Origin of the sequence: Phormidesmis priestleyi ULC007 (assembly GCF_001895925.1) — a bacterium.
GTDB classification, from domain to species: Bacteria; Cyanobacteriota; Cyanobacteriia; order Leptolyngbyales; family Leptolyngbyaceae; genus Phormidesmis_A; species Phormidesmis_A priestleyi_A.
The window spans coordinates 68,883-88,708 of the sequence record NZ_MPPI01000012.1; the positions used below are offsets into that span (position 1 = coordinate 68,883).

Sequence of the window (19,826 nt, forward strand, 5' to 3'; positions counted from 1 at the left end):
TTCAATTTCCCCTACTTTTTCTTCTCGACCCCAAACCCGACCAGCGTAATCACCGAAGGAACCTTGCCTTCGTCTCGTTGATAGGTGACGATCGTCCGCAGTCGCAAATTGGGAGAGAGTAGTCGCATCTGATCAACCGCCACCGATCGCTTGTAGTGAGTCGTCATTTCTAGCGTCTGGCGCGTGGGTTGATAGGTAAAGCGACCTGCGATCGACCCAGATTCTGAGTAGCCTTCATCTCGCAAATAAAAGCCTTGAATCACTTCACCGTCAGTTACCTCAGCCGCCAGAGGAAGGGGCAGGTTTGGGGTTGACTTGATCGAAGCAACAGAGCGATCAGGCACAAACAAAGCGTTGAGATTCATCGCCACCCGTTCGTCCTTGTCAGACACTGTGTTGAAGGCGATCGCGAATCCAGAAAATGGTTCCTCTGCTTCTGCTGATCGAGAAAAATCAACCTGCAAAGAATCTGAAGATTGACTCACAGAATTTAGAATGCGCTGTTTTTCTTCCTCAGTCAGCGCATTCACTTGAAACTCGGTGTAAGACCGCTCAATCTCGCCAGTTTGAACAAAATGATAGGTTCTTTCTGTAGTCCAAAACCCAGCGCAGACTGAAAAAAACTCTTGAAGGGTTAGCATTCGCTTTATTCAAATTTATCGATCAGTCAGTGTTCTCCACATCTAGCAAAAATAGCTGTCCTGGAGAGCGTTTTAGGGTAATCACTCTTAGAAGCATAACATCTGATCTGAAAGCCTAGTTTCGCAAAACTCAATCATTTTTTTTGAGACTGATAAAAACCCTGAAGTTTCTATTTCAAATCGCCTACTTTTTTATTTTTTAGCTTTGAATAAAACTAAGCCTTAATCGTCATCAGTAATCAAAATATCTCTCTTGAATTTAAAGGTAAACTTAGTTTAATTTTTGTCTTTATAGCTTGGTTTGTAGCCTCTCCCTTAAAGCCACGACTTGATTGTTTCTCTAGTGACATTTTGTCTCCCCATCAAAAGTTAAATGATTCAGGACTATCTAGCCTAAACGAATTTCGTTCGCCTAAAATGAGCGGTATTAAAAGTAGGGGTAATTGGGGCAAAAGATGGACACGCTACAGAAGCAAATTAATTCAATGAATGGCAAGATTGACGGGCTGCACCAAGTCCTTGAACAGTTAACGGGCAATCTCTCCCAGGTTGTCACCGAGATCAAGTCATCTTCGGGCAATGGCAGTAGCTTTTCATCGTTTGGAGGCAGTTCGGGGCGCTATTATCAAAGCCCTCGCAGCACTGACCCATTGATGGAACACAAAGATGTTTTAGCCGATAGCCACGCCTCTGAGTCTTCTATGCAGGGCGGCGAAAAAGCGCTTTCTCCAGAGGTTCAGATTCAGCGACTGACCGCGCAACTAACGGCTGCTTACAATCGCATTGCGGCGCTGGAAGAACAACTTTTAGCACAACGAGTTCACTAAAAAAAGGGTGAAGGGTGAAACCGAAAGATTCGTGTCCCTATCTCCCTTTTTTTAGGTTGTCATTTGCCGTTTGATAGCGATCGACTAATGCTTCGATCGTGGCTAACAGGTCTGCCTGCGTCCAGTGTTGGGAAAGATGGGCGGCGATCGCGCAGCCTCCTGCACCCACACCTTCTTTCACATATCCCTGCTCATAAGACTGCAACTGCGAATGGCGAGAGGTGGCAAAACTGAGTTGAGTGGCGATCAGGGGCACTGAGGAAAGTTCTTGCGCTAATCCAACTGTATCACCCGTCGGATCTTCGGCAACCCAGCGAGTCGTGCCGACGATGACATGTTCTAGATTCCAGAGAAGGGAATGACTTTGAGCTAGTGCCTTTGCTAGTGCATACACGGCTAACATTTGTGTTCCACCTGCTAGCAGAACGCCACATTTGCGACTCGCAGCGATCGTCATTCCAGCAACCACGATTTGCATCGGGTCGCCCACAGCGGCAACCAGCGCGAGGGGATCGCTAGTGGAAGGAAGGGTCGCGAGTCCTTGTTTGACGAGATCCCACTTTTGGGTATGGTTGCAGACCGGATGACTGCTGTTAACTTTGCCTGCTGCATTGATTCCTAAGCCTGTGAGCAGTGCTAAGGCAGTGGTGGTTCCGCCAACCACACACTCACCCAAAATCAAATAACTATCAGTAGCGCGATCGGCTAGTTTGTCTCCCCAAAGAAGTCCTTGCTCAAAAAGATGGTGAACGATCGTCCAATTCATGGCTTGCCCCGTACTCAAACAGCGAGATGGGTGTCCTCCTAAGTCAATTGCTGCAACAGCCGGGGTGTGGGGCAATCCCGCATTAAATAGCTGAACGGGGATGGCTTGCGCTTCGACGATCGCGCGAGAAATTAAGACTGGAGAGGCACCCACATGAAGGGAAGGCAGTGGGTAACGAGGACTAGTTTGCACGCCATTGATCAAAAACTCAGCATCCGCGATCGCCGTATACTGCCGATCGGCAGGAGTTGCCCCAGCCGCAGAAATTCCAGGAATCAGTCCAGTTTCGGTGAACCCCAACACGCAAGCAAAGAGCGGCGATCGTCCCCGATAGCGCTGAAGCCATTCTTCGGCTTGTCGGTGTTGCGTATAAATAGAAATCATTCAGAGTCTAGTAACACCTGTACCCAATTAGGCGGACGGGGGATTGGGGTGTTGAGGCGATCGCACAAAAACCACGAGACGATGTGTACCACAAATAAATACACAGCGTTTTGAACAAAAATCATTCCGATTACAACGGCTTGCACCAGGGGCAATGAGGGCTGCATCAACAGTCCTAGCTTGAGAAACAGCCACTCTAAGAAGTTTGTGATCTGGTTGGTGCCATAGAGCCAGAGATCGTCGCCTGACAAAACAGACAGCAGCCCAATGCGAAAGAAAGTGCCAAATACGCCCAAGAGGGTTGCGATCGCGATCGAGGTGGCCCAATTTGCGCGACGATACCACAGCGTTCCTAACAACACGCCCATCACCCCAAAGGGCATCACAAACTGAATGCTGCGAACTGGCCCAATCAGCACCGACAGCAGTAAGCCCGAAACTAAAGCTGCCATCCAAGCGGCTCGATTGCCCCAGCGCAGATAGACGAGGGCGATCGGCACCGGAAAGAAAACCTGCAAAATCGGCCCCATCGGAAAGTAGGAGTTGACGAGCCAGATTAAACTCGCAGCGCTGGCCAGAAATGCGGTTTCGACGAGCACGATCGGACTGGCTGGGTCAACATTTCTGACATAAGGGCGGCGATCATCAGATTTTTGAGTGTCGGGTACGACATCTTCGGTCCAATTTTCATCTGCCTGAGAAGTTTCTGAGCCAGATTGAGGCGGTGGATTTAATTTGGAGGCTTTGTCACTTTGAGGATCACTCATGCAAATTTAGCAAAGCGGGCAAATCTACTCTAGTGCAAAACTTATAGACTGAGACGAGCAGCCGCGCCAAGCTTTCACGCCCAAAAATTGCCCATAGATTAATGGACAGACAGACACTACCCAGCGTCAGCAAAATAAACGTCGGAGCCATCACCACGCCAACCAGGAACCAGGTAGTCACGTGCAGCACCATTAATCCTGCAAAAAAAGCGGCGATCGAGGTGGCAAACCAAATTCGAGCAGTGGGTTTGCGTTGCCCAGTCAAAATCAGGGTTCGCAGCGTTGCTAACAGATTCGCAGGCACCAAAAAGGCGCAAATTTCAATGCAGTGATTCCGAGAGAATTCAAACAGGGTTGTGAAATCGAACATATCAACATTATTACCGACAATGTATAAGCGTAGGTTACGCCAAACTGAGTAATCTCCTCCCAAATTACAGCAAACCACAACAGTTCTGTCATAAAAAATTCTTTAACTCCGCAAGGTTGATCCCACCCTGAAAAGGATGGTTAAAACGTACCTCTCAGGCAGGATGCTGAGTCGCCTCTAGTCTTTTAGCAACGTTTTGCCGCGACGATAAATTTCTTGGGCGTAATCTGTCCAGGTGCCTTGCCCCCAATAGCGAAAACAACTCGTTTGCAGCAGCAAGTTATAGAGCAGTGCCTGACGATAATGATCAGAGTGGGTGACTTCAGACTGATCAAACGTTTTGTGAAATAAGGCGCTGAGTTCATTCATCGGCGTTAAGACCGCTTCATAGCCTGCCACCCAACTGAGATGATTCGTCCAAGATGCGCCATCCATGTGAAAGTTGGGCTGCGTTTGAGTCAGATGGGCGATCGCCGCCGCCACTTTTTCGGGCGTTGCCTGCTGAGGATCGACTTCTTGCCAAATTAAGTGCTGTCCGATCGCCTGACAGGTAGGAAAATCGTCTTCTCGACACCCAGCAGCCGCGATCAGTTCTAGGTATTCTGTGCCGTTTACCCCGGCTACTGTGGGATCGTTTGCAACTTCATGCCAAGCCCGTTTAAACGCGCCTGGAAACTCATTCATCATTACGCCGCCGTTTTCGCCATCGCCGATTTGAGTCACGATCGCCGGAATGCTTACCCCCGATATCGTTTGTTTTGAAAGCGTTTTAGCTTCATAGTAAGGCTGCATCTGAGCCACCAGTTTTGTATCTGAACCCTGAGTTTTAATCAAAACTGTGATACTCACCGTCTCACCGTGGGAGTTGTGAGACACTAACCGATGAGGTAAATGCTTAAACTCTAAAGACTGTCCTGTTAGGGCCTCAACGGAGTGTTCTTGCACGAGCAACCAGCGATAGCCACACTCTTTAAGCGCATGAATGAAGGTGTAAAGCGTATCGGGATGATTGGGTAAATGCATCTCTGGCGGTGAGAATCCTTTCACTCGTGCTAGGGCCTCCCAGCCAAAGATTGCGGCGAAATGGTGCTGCCACGCCTGAATGTGCAGTTTGAGATCAGCGATCGGGGTCGAAGGCACAACAGCATGACTCCACATCGTCCCTAGCCACTCGACGTAAGGCTGGTAGGTGTCATCGCAGGTGACGCGCTTCAAGTTATCCAAGACATCGCCGCGCCCCATTTGCCGCAGTCCCCAAAGCAGATTGCCCGAATAGTCGAGCATGACGCGTGGATTGCAGCCTTGAGACACCAACTCAGGAATAAACTCACCCATGCGCGAGTAACACCAGGCAAACGGAGCCGCGTTGTGATTGTCTCCGTCGTAGGGATGCTCAAACATCTGTTGCAAATTGCTAATCAGCGACCCATCTGCCCCCGCCGGGATGGTTGGCTGGTGCATGTGCAGCGCGATCGAGAAGGTCGCCGAAAGGGACTCTAATCGCAGGTTGGTTTTGGGCAAAAACACAGGTCGATCGGGCTGGAGCGCAGCTTTTACTTCTGTCTCGTGACCGCAAATATTTGGTAAGCCATCGATGAGTTCGGGCAATGCAGACATAAGAATTTTGACTTGGGAAAGGTCACTGAAGCGCGAGAGCTTTCCCTAATAGTCACACTCAAAAACTTAAAACTCAAAACTCAAAACTCAAAACTTATCAAAGATAGTCTTTTAGAAAACTGAGCGCGTCTTCCCAGCAGGGTTCGGGAAACAGACGTAATAAATGGCGATTCACGTCTTGCTCTAAGTCCAGCAGATCGTCTCGATCGAAGAACTCATCAAGCGCAACCAGATCGCGATCGCGCAAGGGAGACAATGGAGCTGCGTGATCACTATAGGCAGGAGTAGTCCTAGCGCGAGTCACTGTTTTAGCATGTCGCCAAGGGTTGATTAGCACTTCTTCAACCCGAAGCTGACTCCGATAGGCAGAAATCGTTTGATGATCTTCTAAAACCTGTGTTTGACCCACCCTAGAGGAGCCATCCGCTAATTCGACGATCGGTGCCACATTGCCGCCATCAGATAAAGCGTTAAGCATCAGATGCACCTCATGGAGATCACCTTAAGGACTGTAGAACGTGCCGTCAGTAAAAAGTTTGACACAATCTCTGGCTAGAGGATTCAGTCAAAGGGCCTTTTTATTGATCCTAACGAAGCAAATGGCAGATTGTTGAGGGCGGCTACAAACTCTGTCAGTTGAAAGAGAATCAGACTAGAGTAAAAGTAGATTTGGGCCAACTCCAAATCTTTAATTATTGAGCAGTGATCATGGCAAGTGACGAACCGATTAAGCTTGACCAATTCCTTAAAATGAAAGGAATTGTGGAAAGCGGGGGGCAAGCAAAAATGCTCATTCAAGCAGGAGAAGTCAAAGTGAATGGGCAGATCGAGACGAGACGGGGACGGAAACTGATTAAAGGCGATCGCGTCGTCACGATGGGCGAAATGCTCAAAGTCGATGTGTGAACCGCTAAACCACAATCAGGCACAGCTTATAGTAATCCCCTAAGATTAGAAGATATTGCCGTTCTTGATTCTGACAATGTATTTAACCTGGTTAGACAGCAATTCTTGGCTAATTGAACTTGCTGGAAAGCGCATTTTGCTTGACCCTTGGCTGGTCGGAAATTTGACCTTTGGAAATCTCACTTGGTTATTCAAAGGCTATCGTCATCAAGAGCGGGCATTTCCTGAGTCTCTAGACTTGATTTTGCTATCCCAAGGGTTAGAAGACCACGCTCACCCAGAGACGTTGAAGCGATTGGGTAAAGCGATTCCGATCGTGGGTTCGCCAAGTGCCGCAAAGGTCGCGCAACAGTTGGGGTTTTCTCAAGTGACTGCCCTTAAGCACGGTGAGACATTCACGTTAGATCACCTGACCATTCAAGCAACTCCGGGTTCTCCATTAGGCCCGATGGTGCAAGAAAATGGCTATCTGCTCAAAGATTTGGCAAGCGGAGTCAAGCTCTATTATGAGCCGCACGGGTTTCACGCTTCGACTCTTAAAGAAAATGCTCCGATCGAGGTCGTGATCACTCCGTTGATCGATCTGGCACTTCCCCTAGTTGGTTCGATCATCAAAGGCACCGAAAGCGCGTTAGAACTGGCAAAAGACGTTCAGCCCCAGGTAATGCTTCCGACGGCGGCGGGGGGCGATATTATGTTTGAGGGTTTGTTGCTCTCAGTGCTGAAAGCGATCGGAAGTCCCGATGAGTTTCGCGCCAAGTTAGCTGAAAACAATCTCGATACTAAAGTGTTAGAACCTAGACCCGGCGATCGAGTTGAAATTTCTCTACGACCTGCGGCGATCGTTCCTTAAATAAACTATGTCTGAACCTAAACTGTCATCCCAAGATCTTGAAGCCCAACTCGTTGATCTCGACGGCTGGACGATCGAAGCCGACAAACTGCACAAACAGTTTAAGTTCCCGTCGTTTGTAGAAGCATTTGGATTTATGTCGAGTCTGGCTCTGGTGTCGGAAGCGATCGGGCACCACCCCGAATGGTTTAATGTCTATAACCGAGTGACGATCGACCTGACGACTCACGATTCTGGCGGCATCACGCTTAAAGATATCGAGTGGGCACGCAAAGCGAACGAGTTAGCTTAGTCACGACTGTGGTTGGGCTGCTTGCCTCACGTCTTCAACAGGCATTTCTAATAGTTCAGCCACTTCTTCTAGACTCAAACCCTTGGCAACTAATCGAGGAATCATCTTTAGCTTGACGTTGCGCTCTCCGCGTTGTTCTCCGCGTTGTTCTCCGATTTGTTCTCCTTCAGCTTTCGCGTCTTGGTAAACTCTAGTCTCTTCTAACCTTAGTCCTAGCATTGCTTCTACCTCAGCACGGGTTAATCTTGAGAATTTGTAAACAGCGATTGTAGTAATCACGTCTATTATCTCGCTTTTGGCAAGAGAAGCAGTTTGTTCTTGCTGAACCCGCACAATTAGCTGTCTAGCTTGATCTGCCATACGCGTCTCAGAAGCAAGCGGCAACTGCATCAAGCTAATTCCTAAAGACTGCTGAGAATCTTCTAACTCATTGAGATAAATTCGCTGTACCTGATCACTGTTGAGGAGCGATCGGTGAATCGTGGTTTTTGATGGCTCCAAATTGCGGGATGGGAAAATCACGACTCCGCGCCAGTCATCATAGAGGGATTGATTTCGATAGAGATATGCCAACGATTCGGTAAAGAACCGATGGTAGAGAGACTCATCTTTTTGAAACTGAACTTCTGCAAAAAAGACCGTTTTGGGAATGGCTCCTGGGGGCGGTAGGAAAACGCCATCGATCCGAAATGAAGTTTCTTTAACCTCCACAGAGTCAAAACGGTAGGTTCGAGCTTGCGGCGGCGGATTGTTGACTAGCTCAAACAGCAGGCTAGGAAACCGCTTGAAAACCTGATAGTAGATAGAGTCTCTTTTCACGATGCCAGGGTTCGGTGACTATTTGCCAGCAGTTTGTAGCGATCGAGCATTTTTTCAGCCACTCGCTCCCAAGTAAAAAATTCCATTGCTCGTTGCCGTCCAGCTTTGCCCATTGTTTCTCGCAGATCATCATCTTCGAGTAGGCGGACAATGGCATCAGCGATCGCCTGCACGTCTTCTTTTTCGACCAAAAATCCAGTTTTGCCATCTTGAACCGTTTCGACAACGGCACCCGATCGCGTTGCGACGACTGGAACGCCTGCCGCCATCGCTTCGACGGGAGGAATGCCATATCCTTCATCCCAAATCGAGGGAAACACAAAAATATCGGCATTGTAAAAGCGATCGACGAGTTCAACCCGCGGCACGGCTCCCGGAAAGGACACTTTGTCGATCGTGGCAGGCGTGAGCTTGCGTCTCAGTTGCGCCATATAATCTTCAGCATAGAGAGGCTTGAGATGATTGATCAGCGCAGTGTCGTTCATTGGAAAGCTTTCTTCCATGCTGCAAGACCACTGCATCCCCACGATGTCAAGCTTCACAGAGGGATAGTGCTTCACCACCCGGTCAAAAGCTTCTAGAAGCGTGTGTATGCCCTTTTCAGGAGACACTCTGCCCGCAAACATGATCCGCTTAATGGGTCGATTTCGGGCGGCGAGGTAGTTCTTTTCGCGGTTAAATTCTTCACTGTGAATGCCGTTGTACATCGTTTCGCAGCGATCGGCAATTTGAGGAAAGTCTCGGCGCGTTTTCTCGGTGATGTAATCGCTCACAGTCGTCAATAGGTCAACGTGCTGAAGCCTTTTTGCCAGCATTTCTAAATTTGCTTGAGGAAACCACTCGGCATGTAGGTGCAAAACCAGTTTGGCTTTAGGGTTGAGCGCCCGAATCGCGGGAAGAAACTGAGAACTGTGCTGAATATGAATGATGTCACAGTGCTGTTGAGCTAAATCTTTTGCCACAATGCGGCTATAAAGCAGGTAATGCCAACTGGCAACCGACGGAGACGGCTTCATGCCTCGATTCAAAATTTTTAGAAGCGAGGTGTGTTTGATCAGCTTAAAGAAGATTTTGAGTAAGAGATGATCTACCTTTGGCGATCTTAAAAAACGATAGTGAACGCCCTTTTCAACATAGTCTGTTTCAATCTCAGGATGAGTTTGGCGATCGACGGTCTGCTTTCTGCCATATACCATCACTTCGCAAGAGCGAGCCAGTGGGTTAACCACTCCATAAGTACAGGCTCCGACCGAGGTTTGAATGGGGGGCAAGATGTAATCGATCGGTTGGTTGACAAAGGCGATTTTCATGGCTTTACAACACCCTTGGTAGCATATTTTACAAAGTTAGCAGCTCTAAAATTTTCGTACACAAGTTATAAACTTTTTATAAGTTGGATCGATTAGCCTATATGTTTACGTGATATCTCGTAGAAAAGTTTAGATTAAGGTAGAAATTTAAACTTTAGTCGTAATGAGCCAATCTGCTCTCTCAGCAAAAATTGATACCAAATTGTCCAGATCTTCTGATTTGTTCCTGAATAGCTATCAATTACAGGAAGAAAGGACTAAGTAGCCTAATTAACGTGAGTTCGACGAGTTTTTTCGCTTCGTTGTCAGCGGCTTCTGCCCCTAAATTCCCCAATTTGGGGGACTTCAAGCCAAAATTTCCGGTTCAAAGTCCCCCATTTTCGGGGGATTTAGGTAGCTCTCCCGAATTCATCATCGGAGTGAACCAGTTCTGTCGAACTCACGTTAATCCAACTGCAATAGTCAGTGATTCAAAGGTTATCGCTAGTTTTATGCAAAGGCGAGGATGGGGAGATGTTGGCACAAGATACCAGATTTTGTTTTGGGTTACCGGGTCACAAAACTACGATCGAGGTTTCTGTAGAAAATCTGCGATCGGTGCTTGGTCAAATCGAGGCAGAGCTATATCGTAGCGAGGTCTATCGTCGCGCGATCGACAATTCACAGCAGCCCTCAGCAGAGGGAACGACGAGCGCTCAGTTTTTAATGAAAGCGATCGGAAGAGAAGCGATTCGCTTAACGCTACGGCACTTTGTGCAGCGTGAGGAGATTGAGACTCAGGGAATCAGAGAACCCGAAGAGGCAGATCTCGATGAGTTTCCGGTAGCAGCTTTTTCGCGTGCCCTGGGTTCTCACTCGTCTAACGTGGCATTTCCGAGAAAATCAGTGATTAAGCCTTTTCAAGACCGTTTTCAGAAACTAGTTCCCCTAAACAAGCCGCAAATTAGCGAGATTGCAAAACAACCGTCTTCTGCCATTCAGAAGGCAAATAAAAAGGCTTCGGTCGCAGATTTAGCAGAACAAGTTGCTCAAGAACGAGCAGACCATTTGCAACGATTGGGTGAGCAAATTCGACAAGCGCGGCTGGCTCGATCGATGTCTCTGTCAGAGCTGCACAGCAAAACTCTGGTGCCGATGCATCAAATTCAAGCCTTAGAAGCTGGACATGGCGCTCACCTCCCAGAAGACATTTACCTACGCGGATTTATTCAACGCATCGGCAACGCTTTAGGAATGGACAGCCCTAGTTTATTAGCATCGCTGCCAAAACCCGACCCTGAAAAAGCGATTTTGCCTACCTGGTATCATCCGCCAACGAAGGCGACCGGAATTCGAGGACTAGCCGTTCAGCCTGTGCATTTATATGTAGGCTACGCCGCATTGATGGCAGGCGGACTTTTTTGGCTGTCTCGGCAAGCGACCCCGCCTGCAAATCCTGGTGCGATCGATCCCGACTCTTCTCAAGTCAACCCGTCACCCAAAACGCAGTCTCAACACTCAGAGTCATCGGGTGCCAAAGTCAGCATCGCACCGCCCGAAACCGTTGGTTTCTAGGCAGTGTTTTAAAACTTCTGATCGCTTCGTTGCCCAGCGCTTCTGTCCCCTAAATCCCCCATTCTGGGGGACTTTGAAGGGTCGGAAGTCCCCCAGAATGGGGGATTTAGGGGGCTTTCAAGGGTTGAAAACACTCCCTAGCCACCCGTATATTGGACTCGATAAATCCGATTGTTGGCTTCTTCGGTGACGAGCAAACTGCCGTCAGGAAGGGTCAACAGTCCGACGGGTCTGCCCCAAGTGGTGGGCACCGATGGGTCGAGAAGAAATCCGGTTAGGAAGTCTTCGTAATAACCCTGCGATCGTCCTTCAGCGTCAAAAGGGACGAAGACAATCTTGTAGCCTGTGCCCTGACTGCGGTTCCAGGAGCCTCTAAAAGCGACAAAAGCGCCGTTGCGATACTTCTCTGGAAAGGTGTTGCCGTTATAAAATCGCAGCCCTAACGCCGCAGAATGCGCTTCAAACAACACATCTGGGGTGCGAGTTTTGGCAACCAGATCGGGGCGCAGACTTTTGCCATTTTGGACGAGGCGAGGGTCAAGGCGATCGCGACTCAAATAGGCATAAGGCCAGCCATAAAACTCGCCTGCTTGGAGCCGCGTTAGATAGTCTGGCACTAAATTATCGCCTAACCCATCTCGCTCGTTGACGGTGGTGTAAAGCTCTCCGGTGCGAGGATGAAAGTCAAGCCCGACTGGGTTGCGAACTCCAGAGGCAAAGGTTTGACGATCGGAGCCATCCAAGTTCATCACTTGTACCGAAGCGCGAGGCGCAGGTTCTTCGCTGACGTTGGTGCCAGACCCGATCGAGACATAGAGCTTTTGCCCATCAGGTGCGGTGACAACGTTACGCGTCCAGTGGTTGTTGTAGCCTTCTGCCGGAAGCTTGGCGATCTGCTGACCCGTGCCTGTAATTTGCGCTTGCCCCTTTTGATAAGGGAAACGTAGCACTGCGTCGGTATTGCCCAGAAAAAAAGAATTTCCTGCAAACGCCATGCCGAACGGCTGATTGAGTCCGTTATCGGGTGTGGCGAAGGTTTCTTTGACATCCGCAACGCCATCGCCGTTTGTGTCGCGCAATCGTCGAATTCTATTTTGGCGCGTCTCGGTCACAAGCACATCTCCATCAGGAGTCAAAGCCAACCAGCGAGGGCGATCTAACCCTTCTGCAAAAACGTTGACGACAAACCCCGACGGCACTCGCAGCACGGGATCTTGAGGAATCGGCACCACATTAGGAGATTTAGAAGCGCTCTCACTGGCGTACGGCTGTGGCAGTTGATTGAGGGCAATCCGAATCGGTTGAGGTGAGAGTGCTTCGGTTTTGATAACCTGGTCGGGGAGAGACGTTGATTGCTGCGGAGAAGCGGATTGTGAAGAGGCCGTTTGTCCACGAATTGCAGAGTCACAAGCGGCGAGAGTGACCCATAAAGGCAATAGCAATAAAGGTAAATAGCGCATCAGAGTTTTTGTGAAGACATTCCAGGGCATGATGTTGACTCAACCCTAAGCTAGTCAACCTAGTACGATCGCGCACCTCTCTCAAGTCATAATCCCTCACTTGATTCATGTCACGCCAAATTATTTTAGTCACCGGGCCGGCTCGATCGGGCAAAAGCGAATGGGCAGAACACTTAGCCGCTCTGTCTGGCAAATCAGTCATTTATGTCGCAACTGCTCAAACAAATCCCAACGATTTAGAGTGGCAAGCCCGAATTGAAAAGCACATTCTACGCCGCCCGTCTGATTGGACAACGCTGCACGTTCCGATCAAGCTTTCTGCAACCTTAGACGCGGCAACGGCTGCTGATTGTTTGCTGATCGATTCGCTCGGAACCTGGCTGGCAAATTTATTAGAGCAAGAAGATTCAACCTGGCAAGAAACCCTGCAAGCCGTGCTGCACAGCCTTAGACAAGCTTCGTCAGATGTGATTTTAGTGGCAGAAGAAGCGGGTTGGGGCGTTGTGCCTGCCTATCCGATCGGGCGAACTTTCCGCGATCGTTTAGGAATGCTTGTGCGGCAGATCGGGGCGATCGCCGATCCGGTTTATCTGGTGACAGGCGGATATGTACTGAATTTGAGTCAGCTAGGAACGCCTCTAACGATCGCTCAACAGAGCTAAAAGTGTCCTTAAACTTTTGCTACGACACTTTTTGCAATCCGACGCGGAACTTCATAAGTCCAGAAGTCAGATGCGAGTTGGGTGTTTGGGAAGATAGAACGGGCTTCTTCTAGCAAGTCTCTTAGCTCGATCGAGTTTCCGGGCGCATAGCGAGGGCTGAAGTGCGTCATAATCAATTGTTTAGCGTGCGCTCCCAGTGCCACTTGCGCCGCCATCGTCGAAGTTGAGTGCAGTCGCTGATAGGCTAACTCGGCATCCTGATGAGCAAAGGTGGCTTCGTGAATCAGCACATCGGCATCGTGTGCCAATTCGACAGCACTCTCGCAATAGACCGTATCGGTGCAGTAAACGACTTTTCGACCGACTTCTGTCTGACCGCACAATTCTGCGCCGTTGATCTTGCGTCCGTCAGGCAGAACGACCACTTCCCCTCGCTTCAACTTTCCATAAAGTGGGCCCGATGGAATCTCCAAGACTTTGGCTTTCTCGACATCAAAATGCCCCGGACGGTCTTTCTCAGTAATGCGATAGCCAAAAGCTGGCACTCGATGCTTGAGTGGCGCACAACTGACCGAAAACTCTTCATCTTCAAACACTACACCAGGCTTGACGGTATGCACCTTGACCGGGTAAGAAAAGTGAGTTTGAGAATAGCGTCGGCACGCCTTTAAATATTCATCCAAATCAGGCGGGCCATAGATATCAATCCGCTCTGGGTTTCCGGCTAAGCCGCAGCTTGCCAACAGCCCCATCAAGCCGAACGTGTGGTCGCCGTGCATGTGAGTGACAAAAATGCGGCGAATCTGGCTCACCCGCAAATCACTGCGAAGTATCTGGTGTTGGGTGCCCTCGCCACAGTCAAACAGCCAAACTTCTGCCCGCTGGGGTAAGCGGAGGGCAATTCCAGAGACATTGCGCGATCGTGTGGGAACGCCAGAGCTAGTGCCTAAAAACGTAATCTGCAAGGCTCAATTAACCTAATTTTGGTCGGTGCATTACTCATCTCATGGTACTTCGTCTCTCGATCGTTGCGGGGCAGCGACGGGAACTTAGAACTAGAATTCAGGTCAATCACCTCTGTGGTGAGAATGATTAACAATTTCTACTAGTTTGAGCACTCCACTTTATAAATCATTATGACGCTATCTGTAGCGCGGAGTAGCCGAAACTACCGACTTTCCTACTCTAATTACGGAATTTTTGGCGAAAGCGCTCGGATTGGTTAAGAAACCTTAATCGTGCGACCCCTAGAGAATTCGCCTATATTAAGCAACGTTAGCAGTCTGATCTCATCGCAAATTGATCGAGATTGATCCAGATTTAGCTGTGTCAGTGCTGTGATCTGTAATGGTTGACCCTACAAGGAACTTTCAGAAGATGCTATCCCCCTCGCTGCTCTCACTCTTGTTGTCTAAATTGAACTTCACAGCAGGACGGGGCTGGTGGCTCACCGCTCTGATTTGGGTGGTGACGATCGCGCCTGCATCTGCGGCCCTTGATCTCAGAGTTTTGATCAAACAAGGAGTCGGACAGGTCAATGTTGGCAGTTCGACCAATGCTGTGGTCAAAGACTCATCTGGGCGTTCTTTGGGTCAAATTCAGGGCATGAATGGCTTTGCGGCTCAAGCAACGGGCGGCGGCGTAGCTATCAACAATTGGAAAGCAGGCGGACTTTGGATCGAGCCAACGGGCGGCGGCGTGGTGTGGATCGGCGATCGCTGGTATCGCGGTCGCGCCTATCTCGCCCCTGCCGGACAAGGACTCACAGCAGTTAACTATGTTGACTTAGAGCAATATCTCTACAGCGTTCTTGGCGGTGAGATGAATGGCAACTGGCCCCAAGAAGCGCTCAAAGCTCAGGCAGTGGTTGCCCGGTCTTATGCGTTGCACAAGCGCCAATATTCAGCCAATGCCGTCTATGACCTGGGTGACACCACAAAATGGCAAGTTTATCGCGGGGTGCAAGATGAGTCAGGGGGCACCCAAATGGCGGTGAATGCCACGGCAGGGCAAGTACTCACCTATAAACAACAGATTATCGAAGCCGTGTTTCACTCATCTTCGGGTGGCTGCACCGAAAATGTCGAAGATGTCTGGACGCAGCCGTTACCGTATCTACGATCGGTTAAAGACAAATACGATCAAGGCGCTCCGGTTTATCAGTGGAGCAAACCAGTCACTCAAAGTACATTAAACAGTCTTGCTCCAGGGGTGGGTCGAGTGCGTGAAGTGAAGCTCGTTCAAGGAACGCCCTCGTGTAAGCGGGTCGTCACGATGAAGATGATTGGTGATAAAGGAAGCGCGACCATTAGCGGCGAGAAATTACAGTCGGCTCTCGGCTTAAGAAGCACCTTCTTCTCAATTTCTCCTCAAGCTAACCAGGTGGCTTCTAAAAGCACTAATCAACCCGAACCTGGCTTTGTCGTCAATGGGTTTGGATTCGGTCACGGGTTGGGCATGAGTCAATGGGGAGCCTATAATATGGCGCAGCAAGGCTTAACCTATCAGCAAATCATGGGTCACTATTACACAGGTGTGGTGCTTGCCAAGATTGAGGTGAAGTAAATTAACGTGAATTCGATGAAGCTTTTCGCTGCGGTTGCAAATCCGGGCTGCCCCCTAAATCCCCCAAAATTGGGGGACTTTGAACCTAAATTCTGGGCTTAAAGTCCCCCAGAATGGGGGATTTAGGGGGCAGAAGCCGCTAACAACGCAGCGAAAAAACTCGTCGAACTGACGTTAAATTATTAGTGGCTGCGATCGCAAGATCCCTTAACCTCAAGCTGTCTCATCCGGTTGCCAACGATACTCGGTTAGATTGATCTTTCCCTTTGGGCTAAATTGCACGCCTTCAGCTTCTAAGAGCGATCGCTGCAAATAATCGTCGCCATTGCGAAAGGGCGATTCAGAAATCTCGCCTCTGGCATTAATCACGCGATGCCAGGGCACATCCTCGTGAAGTGGGCTGACCCGAAATAGGGCATAGCCCACTAGACGCGCTCGACCTGCGAGATCTGCTAATTCTGCAACTTGCCCATAAGTCGCAACCTGCCCGTAAGGAATCTGGCGCACAATGGCGTAGATGCGATCGTAGCTAGACATGAAACTTCAAGACGATCGGTGCAGAGTTTGGGCAAGCGCTAGATCAAAATAGTGAGCTTCTCCTGCACTGCCCGACAACACCTGAAAAGGAGCATCGGCTTCGCCCAATTGATCCACTACCAAGCTGGCGTTAGAAAAGTCATGATCGCGAGTGTAGCCGTTGAGCGTGATCACAGTCTTCAAGCCTGCCCCCAACGATGACTTTAAACCTTGCGGGGAATCTTCAAACGCAAGACATTCTTCAGGTTTCAAATTCAGCTTTTCTAAAGCATAGAGATAAATGTCAGGTGCGGGCTTTTTCTGCGGCACGATATCCCCAGCGGCAATGACTTCAAACCAGTCGCAACCATCAGGCGCAAGTGCCGTTTCGAGCAAAGTAGAGACATTTTCGGGAGTCGTTGTGGTGGCGATCGCCAGTCGCATCCCCGCCGATCGTGCTTCTTCAATCAGCCGCTTTACACCGGGACGCAGAGGAATAATTCCTTCATTCAATAGCTGTTTGTAGTGACGAGTTTTAGCGGCGTGGAGACTCGCAATCCAGGGTTTGAGATCCGCAGGTGGATCGAAAGGAGGCTGATAAGTGTCGATGTAAAAGAGAATGCGCTCTTTGCCACCCGTCACTTCTAATAACTTGCCATAGAGGTCGATCGACCACTCCCAATCTAGCCCCGCCTCTGCAAAAGCGCGATTAAATGCCACGCGATGTCCGTCTCGCTCGGTGTCGGCGAGGGTGCCATCGACATCAAAGATCAGCGCACGAAGTTGAGCCATAAGAATTAATGAATTAAGAGGACAGTTGAAAGAATGGACGATCGTCGCCCTCAATTTCCTGATTTAGACACGCTGCTTCTGTAGAAAGGAATGGTGCCTTCCAGTAATCACTGTGTAAACGGCAACTCAGCAAGCATCTCACTACCACTCTATAGTTTACGGAATCAGGGGCGCGAGGCAGCGATGAATAATGGAAAATGGCTAGACATTACTGAATATGCGCTTTGGGCAGGCTCAGGCGTGGGGTCAGTCGCCTCGATCGCGTCCCAGCAGATTGCCTTCACAGCCGCCCCGCTCTCCTTTCTATTGTTGCTGAATTTGGTCAATCGTCGTCGCCTCGATCAACAAGTTCAGCAAGCTGCCAAAGCCAGCCTTGAGCAGCTTGATCAGCGCCTTTCTAAAAACCTCACCGCTCTCGATCGACAAGTTCAGACGCTGCCGAACTTTTTAGATCTCGCCAGGCTTAAAAAGACCGTTTTGCAGCGCAATGAGAAAGCGATCGCTCAGGTTCAGCAAAACCTCTCTCAACGCCTTGCCCCGTTAGAGGCTCACGATCTGGGTCAGATGCAGCAAGCCCTAAGTCAGCTTCGCAGCAAATCGTTACAGCTTACTGAGTCGGTGGCATCGGTGACTAACCATCTCAACCGAGCCGCCAACGCCCATCGAGTTGAGAGTGCTGAAGTAGCGATCGCGCAATTGCAAGATGAGATCGCGCAACTGCAAACACAGCTAACTGAGTTGCCCAAAACGCCGACACAGAGCCTTCCACGAGGGCTGCAAGACCAAATCAATCACCTCAATCGTCGTCTGAGTGCGTTACCTCAGCCCTTTGATGCCACCAGTCTGAGACAAGATGTAGACGGATTGATCAAAGTCATGGGCGATCTGGTTTCTCGTCGAGAGATGGCGCGTCTGATGGCAGAAGTCGAGAAGATTCGTCAGCAAAGCCAGACGCTAGAGCAAGCCGTCGTCCCGATGAGAACGATGAACGCGATCGTGCGAAAGCAGATGGACACGCTATCGTCCTGGTTAAGCTTGAAAAATGAGCAGGGGAAACCACTCCCCAACTTAAGAGCGCCCGAACGAGCGGTTTTGGAGGAGCTAAGAGGCACGATCGCGACGCTAGAACATCGGCTCAATGGTTTACCCAGTGGCGAAGATTTAACTAAACTGCACGCTGAAATGCAGACGACGGTGAATCACCGTTTGGGAAAGCTTCAGCAGCAGTTTTCGACCGTGCAGCAGTTTACGCAGAGTCTCGATCGTCAACAAAAAAACTTAGGCGACTGGATCAATCGGTTGCCTCAAATTCTAGACACGAGTGCCTTACAGAGTCAGATGAAATATTTGACCACCCGATTAGAATGGAGCGAAACCACGCTAGACAGTCTTCGCACTCAGGTTGAGGCAGTGGTTGAAGGTCAACAGCCGCCCGTTCAAGCAAACGCTGAATATGAATGGGTGTTTAACCATAAAACCGAGTCGTCTGGCAGTCGTACGCTTTTAGACGATGCCTTAGAGAACGCCCAATCGCGGCTGATTGTGGTCTTTCCTTACCCAGATCACGCGACTTTAGATGCGTCTTTGATCGATAAATTTAAGGCGTTTCTCGATCGTGACGGTCATTTAGATATTGGTTGGGGACATCTGGGCAACTTGCACGACAGCCATCTCCCTCACTACATTCACGATAAACCTTCTGCAAAGTCAGCCGAGAAGCATTTTTTACATACGATTCTCAGTCAGTTAACGCAACTCAAACACCAATATCCTCATCAGTTTCGGTTTAAAGTGTTGGGCACCGACGAAAATTTTCTGATCTGTGATCGCGCTTACGGAATTCTGGGCGTTCATCCCGTCGTGACTACCAGCGCGGTGTTTCCTGAAGTCGCGGTGGGACTTCGCACGACAAATGCAGATGTTATTAAAGGACTGACCGATCGCTTTGACAATCCTGTTTTGGATACTCATGATGCGGGAGCTTACTATAATCGTGCCATCACCCGCCATGCGTTGGGCGATAAATCGGGCGCGATCGCTGACTATAGCGAAGTGGTAAAAATCGATCCCACCCATGCGATTGCCTACAACAATCGGGCACTGGTGCGCTATGAGTTGGGCAACAAAGAAGGCGCGATTTCTGACTCTAATCGATCGCTGCTGCTCAATCCTCGAAGTTGTGTGACTTACTGCAATCGTGGTGTAGTGCGGTTAGAACTGGGGGACAAAGTGGGAGCGATCGAAGACTTTACCTACGCGATTCAGCTTGAGGTGGGCTGCACGATTGCCTACCTACAGCGCGGGCTGGCTCGACTCAAGTTAGGCAACAAAACGGGAGCAGTCGAAGACTTTAGCGCCCTGATTAATCTCGATGCTCAAGACGCGATCGCTTATTTTCATCGCGGCACTGCTCGTAGCACCTTGGGCGATAAAACAGGAGCAATTCGAGATTTTAAGGAGGCAGCGCGGTTATTTTCTGCCCAAGGTAATCAAGATCGCTATCAACGATCGATCGAGGCAGTCAACAAGCTCCACAAACGTCTGGTGTTGTCAGGTGGGGTAGCTTAGGTTGCGGAGAGAGTGCGCTTTAGGGTGTGAATGGGTTGCGATCCGCTCAACGGAATTGTAAGTTTAGGCGTGTTTGTTGACCCGGAAGCCCACCCGGAACTTAAGTTCCGGGCTGATAGCGGAAGTCCATTGAAATGGACTAAAACGCTTTTCCAGT

General features: G+C 49.6%; 20 protein-coding genes. 8 read left to right on the top strand and 12 right to left on the bottom strand.

The window, feature by feature from the left end:
• Positions 1-11: 11 nt before the first annotated feature.
• Positions 12-641 carry a phycobiliprotein lyase gene (locus BRW63_RS12755; RefSeq protein WP_073071677.1) on the bottom strand — a complete coding sequence of 210 codons (630 nt, stop codon included), beginning with the start codon at positions 639-641 and terminating at the stop codon, positions 12-14.
• A gap of 455 nt (positions 642-1,096) precedes the next feature.
• On the opposite strand from BRW63_RS12755, the gene BRW63_RS12760 reads away from it, so the two are divergent.
• A complete protein-coding gene (locus BRW63_RS12760; RefSeq protein WP_073071678.1) occupies positions 1,097-1,468 on the top strand; it encodes a hypothetical protein in 372 nt (123 codons plus the stop codon).
• Between the two features lie 37 nt (positions 1,469-1,505).
• On the opposite strand, the gene cobT is transcribed toward BRW63_RS12760, so the two are convergent.
• The 5 genes from cobT to BRW63_RS28920 all read right to left on the bottom strand — a co-directional run bounded on the left by cobT (position 1,506) and on the right by BRW63_RS28920 (position 5,850).
• Positions 1,506-2,618, bottom strand: a complete 1,113-nt coding sequence (gene cobT / locus BRW63_RS12765) for a nicotinate mononucleotide-dependent phosphoribosyltransferase CobT (RefSeq protein WP_073071680.1) — start codon at positions 2,616-2,618, stop codon at positions 1,506-1,508.
• Positions 2,615-3,385, bottom strand: coding sequence for a DUF2232 domain-containing protein (locus BRW63_RS12770; protein WP_073071682.1), 771 nt, complete (start codon positions 3,383-3,385; stop codon positions 2,615-2,617). Before BRW63_RS12770 ends, cobT begins: the two co-directional genes overlap by 4 nt.
• Complete coding sequence (locus BRW63_RS12775; RefSeq protein WP_073071683.1) at positions 3,378-3,755, bottom strand: hypothetical protein; 378 nt, start codon at positions 3,753-3,755, stop codon at positions 3,378-3,380. Before BRW63_RS12775 ends, BRW63_RS12770 begins: the two co-directional genes overlap by 8 nt.
• A 177-nt stretch (positions 3,756-3,932) precedes the next feature.
• Positions 3,933-5,372, bottom strand: a complete 1,440-nt coding sequence (locus BRW63_RS12780; protein ID WP_073071685.1) for a glycosyl hydrolase family 57 — start codon at positions 5,370-5,372, stop codon at positions 3,933-3,935.
• A gap of 97 nt (positions 5,373-5,469) precedes the next feature.
• Positions 5,470-5,850: a hypothetical protein gene (locus tag BRW63_RS28920; RefSeq protein ID WP_219898473.1), complete on the bottom strand. Its 381-nt coding sequence runs from the start codon at positions 5,848-5,850 to the stop codon at positions 5,470-5,472.
• Between the two features lie 230 nt (positions 5,851-6,080).
• Here BRW63_RS28920 and BRW63_RS12790 point away from each other — a divergent pair, with 230 nt between their 5' ends.
• The 3 genes from BRW63_RS12790 to BRW63_RS12800 all read left to right on the top strand — a co-directional run bounded on the left by BRW63_RS12790 (position 6,081) and on the right by BRW63_RS12800 (position 7,423).
• Positions 6,081-6,278, top strand: coding sequence for an RNA-binding S4 domain-containing protein (locus BRW63_RS12790; protein WP_073071687.1), 198 nt, complete (start codon positions 6,081-6,083; stop codon positions 6,276-6,278).
• Between the two features lie 76 nt (positions 6,279-6,354).
• Positions 6,355-7,131, top strand: coding sequence for an MBL fold metallo-hydrolase (locus BRW63_RS12795; RefSeq protein ID WP_073071688.1), 777 nt, complete (start codon positions 6,355-6,357; stop codon positions 7,129-7,131).
• Positions 7,132-7,138: 7 nt separating this feature from the next.
• The gene (locus BRW63_RS12800) at positions 7,139-7,423 is read left to right on the top strand and encodes a 4a-hydroxytetrahydrobiopterin dehydratase (RefSeq protein WP_073071690.1); all 285 of its coding nucleotides are present in this window, start codon (positions 7,139-7,141) and stop codon (positions 7,421-7,423) included.
• Here BRW63_RS12800 and BRW63_RS12805 read toward each other — a convergent pair whose 3' ends face one another.
• A complete protein-coding gene (locus tag BRW63_RS12805) occupies positions 7,424-8,242 on the bottom strand; it encodes an Rpn family recombination-promoting nuclease/putative transposase (protein ID WP_073071692.1) in 819 nt (272 codons plus the stop codon).
• Positions 8,239-9,552 (bottom strand): glycosyltransferase family 4 protein, encoded by a 1,314-nt coding sequence (locus BRW63_RS12810; RefSeq protein WP_073071694.1) that lies wholly within the window; start codon positions 9,550-9,552, stop codon positions 8,239-8,241. The genes BRW63_RS12805 and BRW63_RS12810 overlap by 4 nt, the downstream gene beginning before the upstream one ends.
• A 513-nt stretch (positions 9,553-10,065) precedes the next feature.
• Here BRW63_RS12810 and BRW63_RS12815 point away from each other — a divergent pair.
• Positions 10,066-11,106 carry a helix-turn-helix domain-containing protein gene (locus tag BRW63_RS12815; protein ID WP_073071696.1) on the top strand — a complete coding sequence of 347 codons (1,041 nt, stop codon included), beginning with the start codon at positions 10,066-10,068 and terminating at the stop codon, positions 11,104-11,106.
• A gap of 137 nt (positions 11,107-11,243) precedes the next feature.
• Here BRW63_RS12815 and BRW63_RS12820 read toward each other — a convergent pair whose 3' ends face one another.
• The gene (locus tag BRW63_RS12820) at positions 11,244-12,596 is read right to left on the bottom strand and encodes a PQQ-dependent sugar dehydrogenase (RefSeq protein WP_223257371.1); all 1,353 of its coding nucleotides are present in this window, start codon (positions 12,594-12,596) and stop codon (positions 11,244-11,246) included.
• A gap of 77 nt (positions 12,597-12,673) precedes the next feature.
• On the opposite strand from BRW63_RS12820, the gene cobU reads away from it, so the two are divergent.
• Positions 12,674-13,228, top strand: coding sequence for a bifunctional adenosylcobinamide kinase/adenosylcobinamide-phosphate guanylyltransferase (gene cobU / locus BRW63_RS12825; RefSeq protein ID WP_073071698.1), 555 nt, complete (start codon positions 12,674-12,676; stop codon positions 13,226-13,228).
• Positions 13,229-13,236: 8 nt separating this feature from the next.
• On the opposite strand, the gene BRW63_RS12830 is transcribed toward cobU, so the two are convergent.
• Positions 13,237-14,193: a ribonuclease Z gene (locus BRW63_RS12830; protein ID WP_073071700.1), complete on the bottom strand. Its 957-nt coding sequence runs from the start codon at positions 14,191-14,193 to the stop codon at positions 13,237-13,239.
• Positions 14,194-14,605: 412 nt separating this feature from the next.
• Between BRW63_RS12830 and BRW63_RS12835 the strand changes: the two genes are divergently transcribed.
• Positions 14,606-15,793, top strand: coding sequence for a SpoIID/LytB domain-containing protein (locus BRW63_RS12835; RefSeq protein WP_073071702.1), 1,188 nt, complete (start codon positions 14,606-14,608; stop codon positions 15,791-15,793).
• Between the two features lie 213 nt (positions 15,794-16,006).
• On the opposite strand, the gene BRW63_RS12840 is transcribed toward BRW63_RS12835, so the two are convergent.
• Both BRW63_RS12840 and BRW63_RS12845 read right to left on the bottom strand, forming a co-directional pair.
• The gene (locus tag BRW63_RS12840) at positions 16,007-16,330 is read right to left on the bottom strand and encodes an MGMT family protein (protein ID WP_073071703.1); all 324 of its coding nucleotides are present in this window, start codon (positions 16,328-16,330) and stop codon (positions 16,007-16,009) included.
• Between the two features lie 6 nt (positions 16,331-16,336).
• Positions 16,337-17,101: an HAD family hydrolase gene (locus BRW63_RS12845; RefSeq protein ID WP_073071705.1), complete on the bottom strand. Its 765-nt coding sequence runs from the start codon at positions 17,099-17,101 to the stop codon at positions 16,337-16,339.
• A gap of 90 nt (positions 17,102-17,191) precedes the next feature.
• Here BRW63_RS12845 and BRW63_RS27250 point away from each other — a divergent pair, with 90 nt between their 5' ends.
• Positions 17,192-19,669 (top strand): tetratricopeptide repeat protein, encoded by a 2,478-nt coding sequence (locus BRW63_RS27250; RefSeq protein WP_083582900.1) that lies wholly within the window; start codon positions 17,192-17,194, stop codon positions 19,667-19,669.
• Positions 19,670-19,826 lie beyond the last annotated feature (157 nt).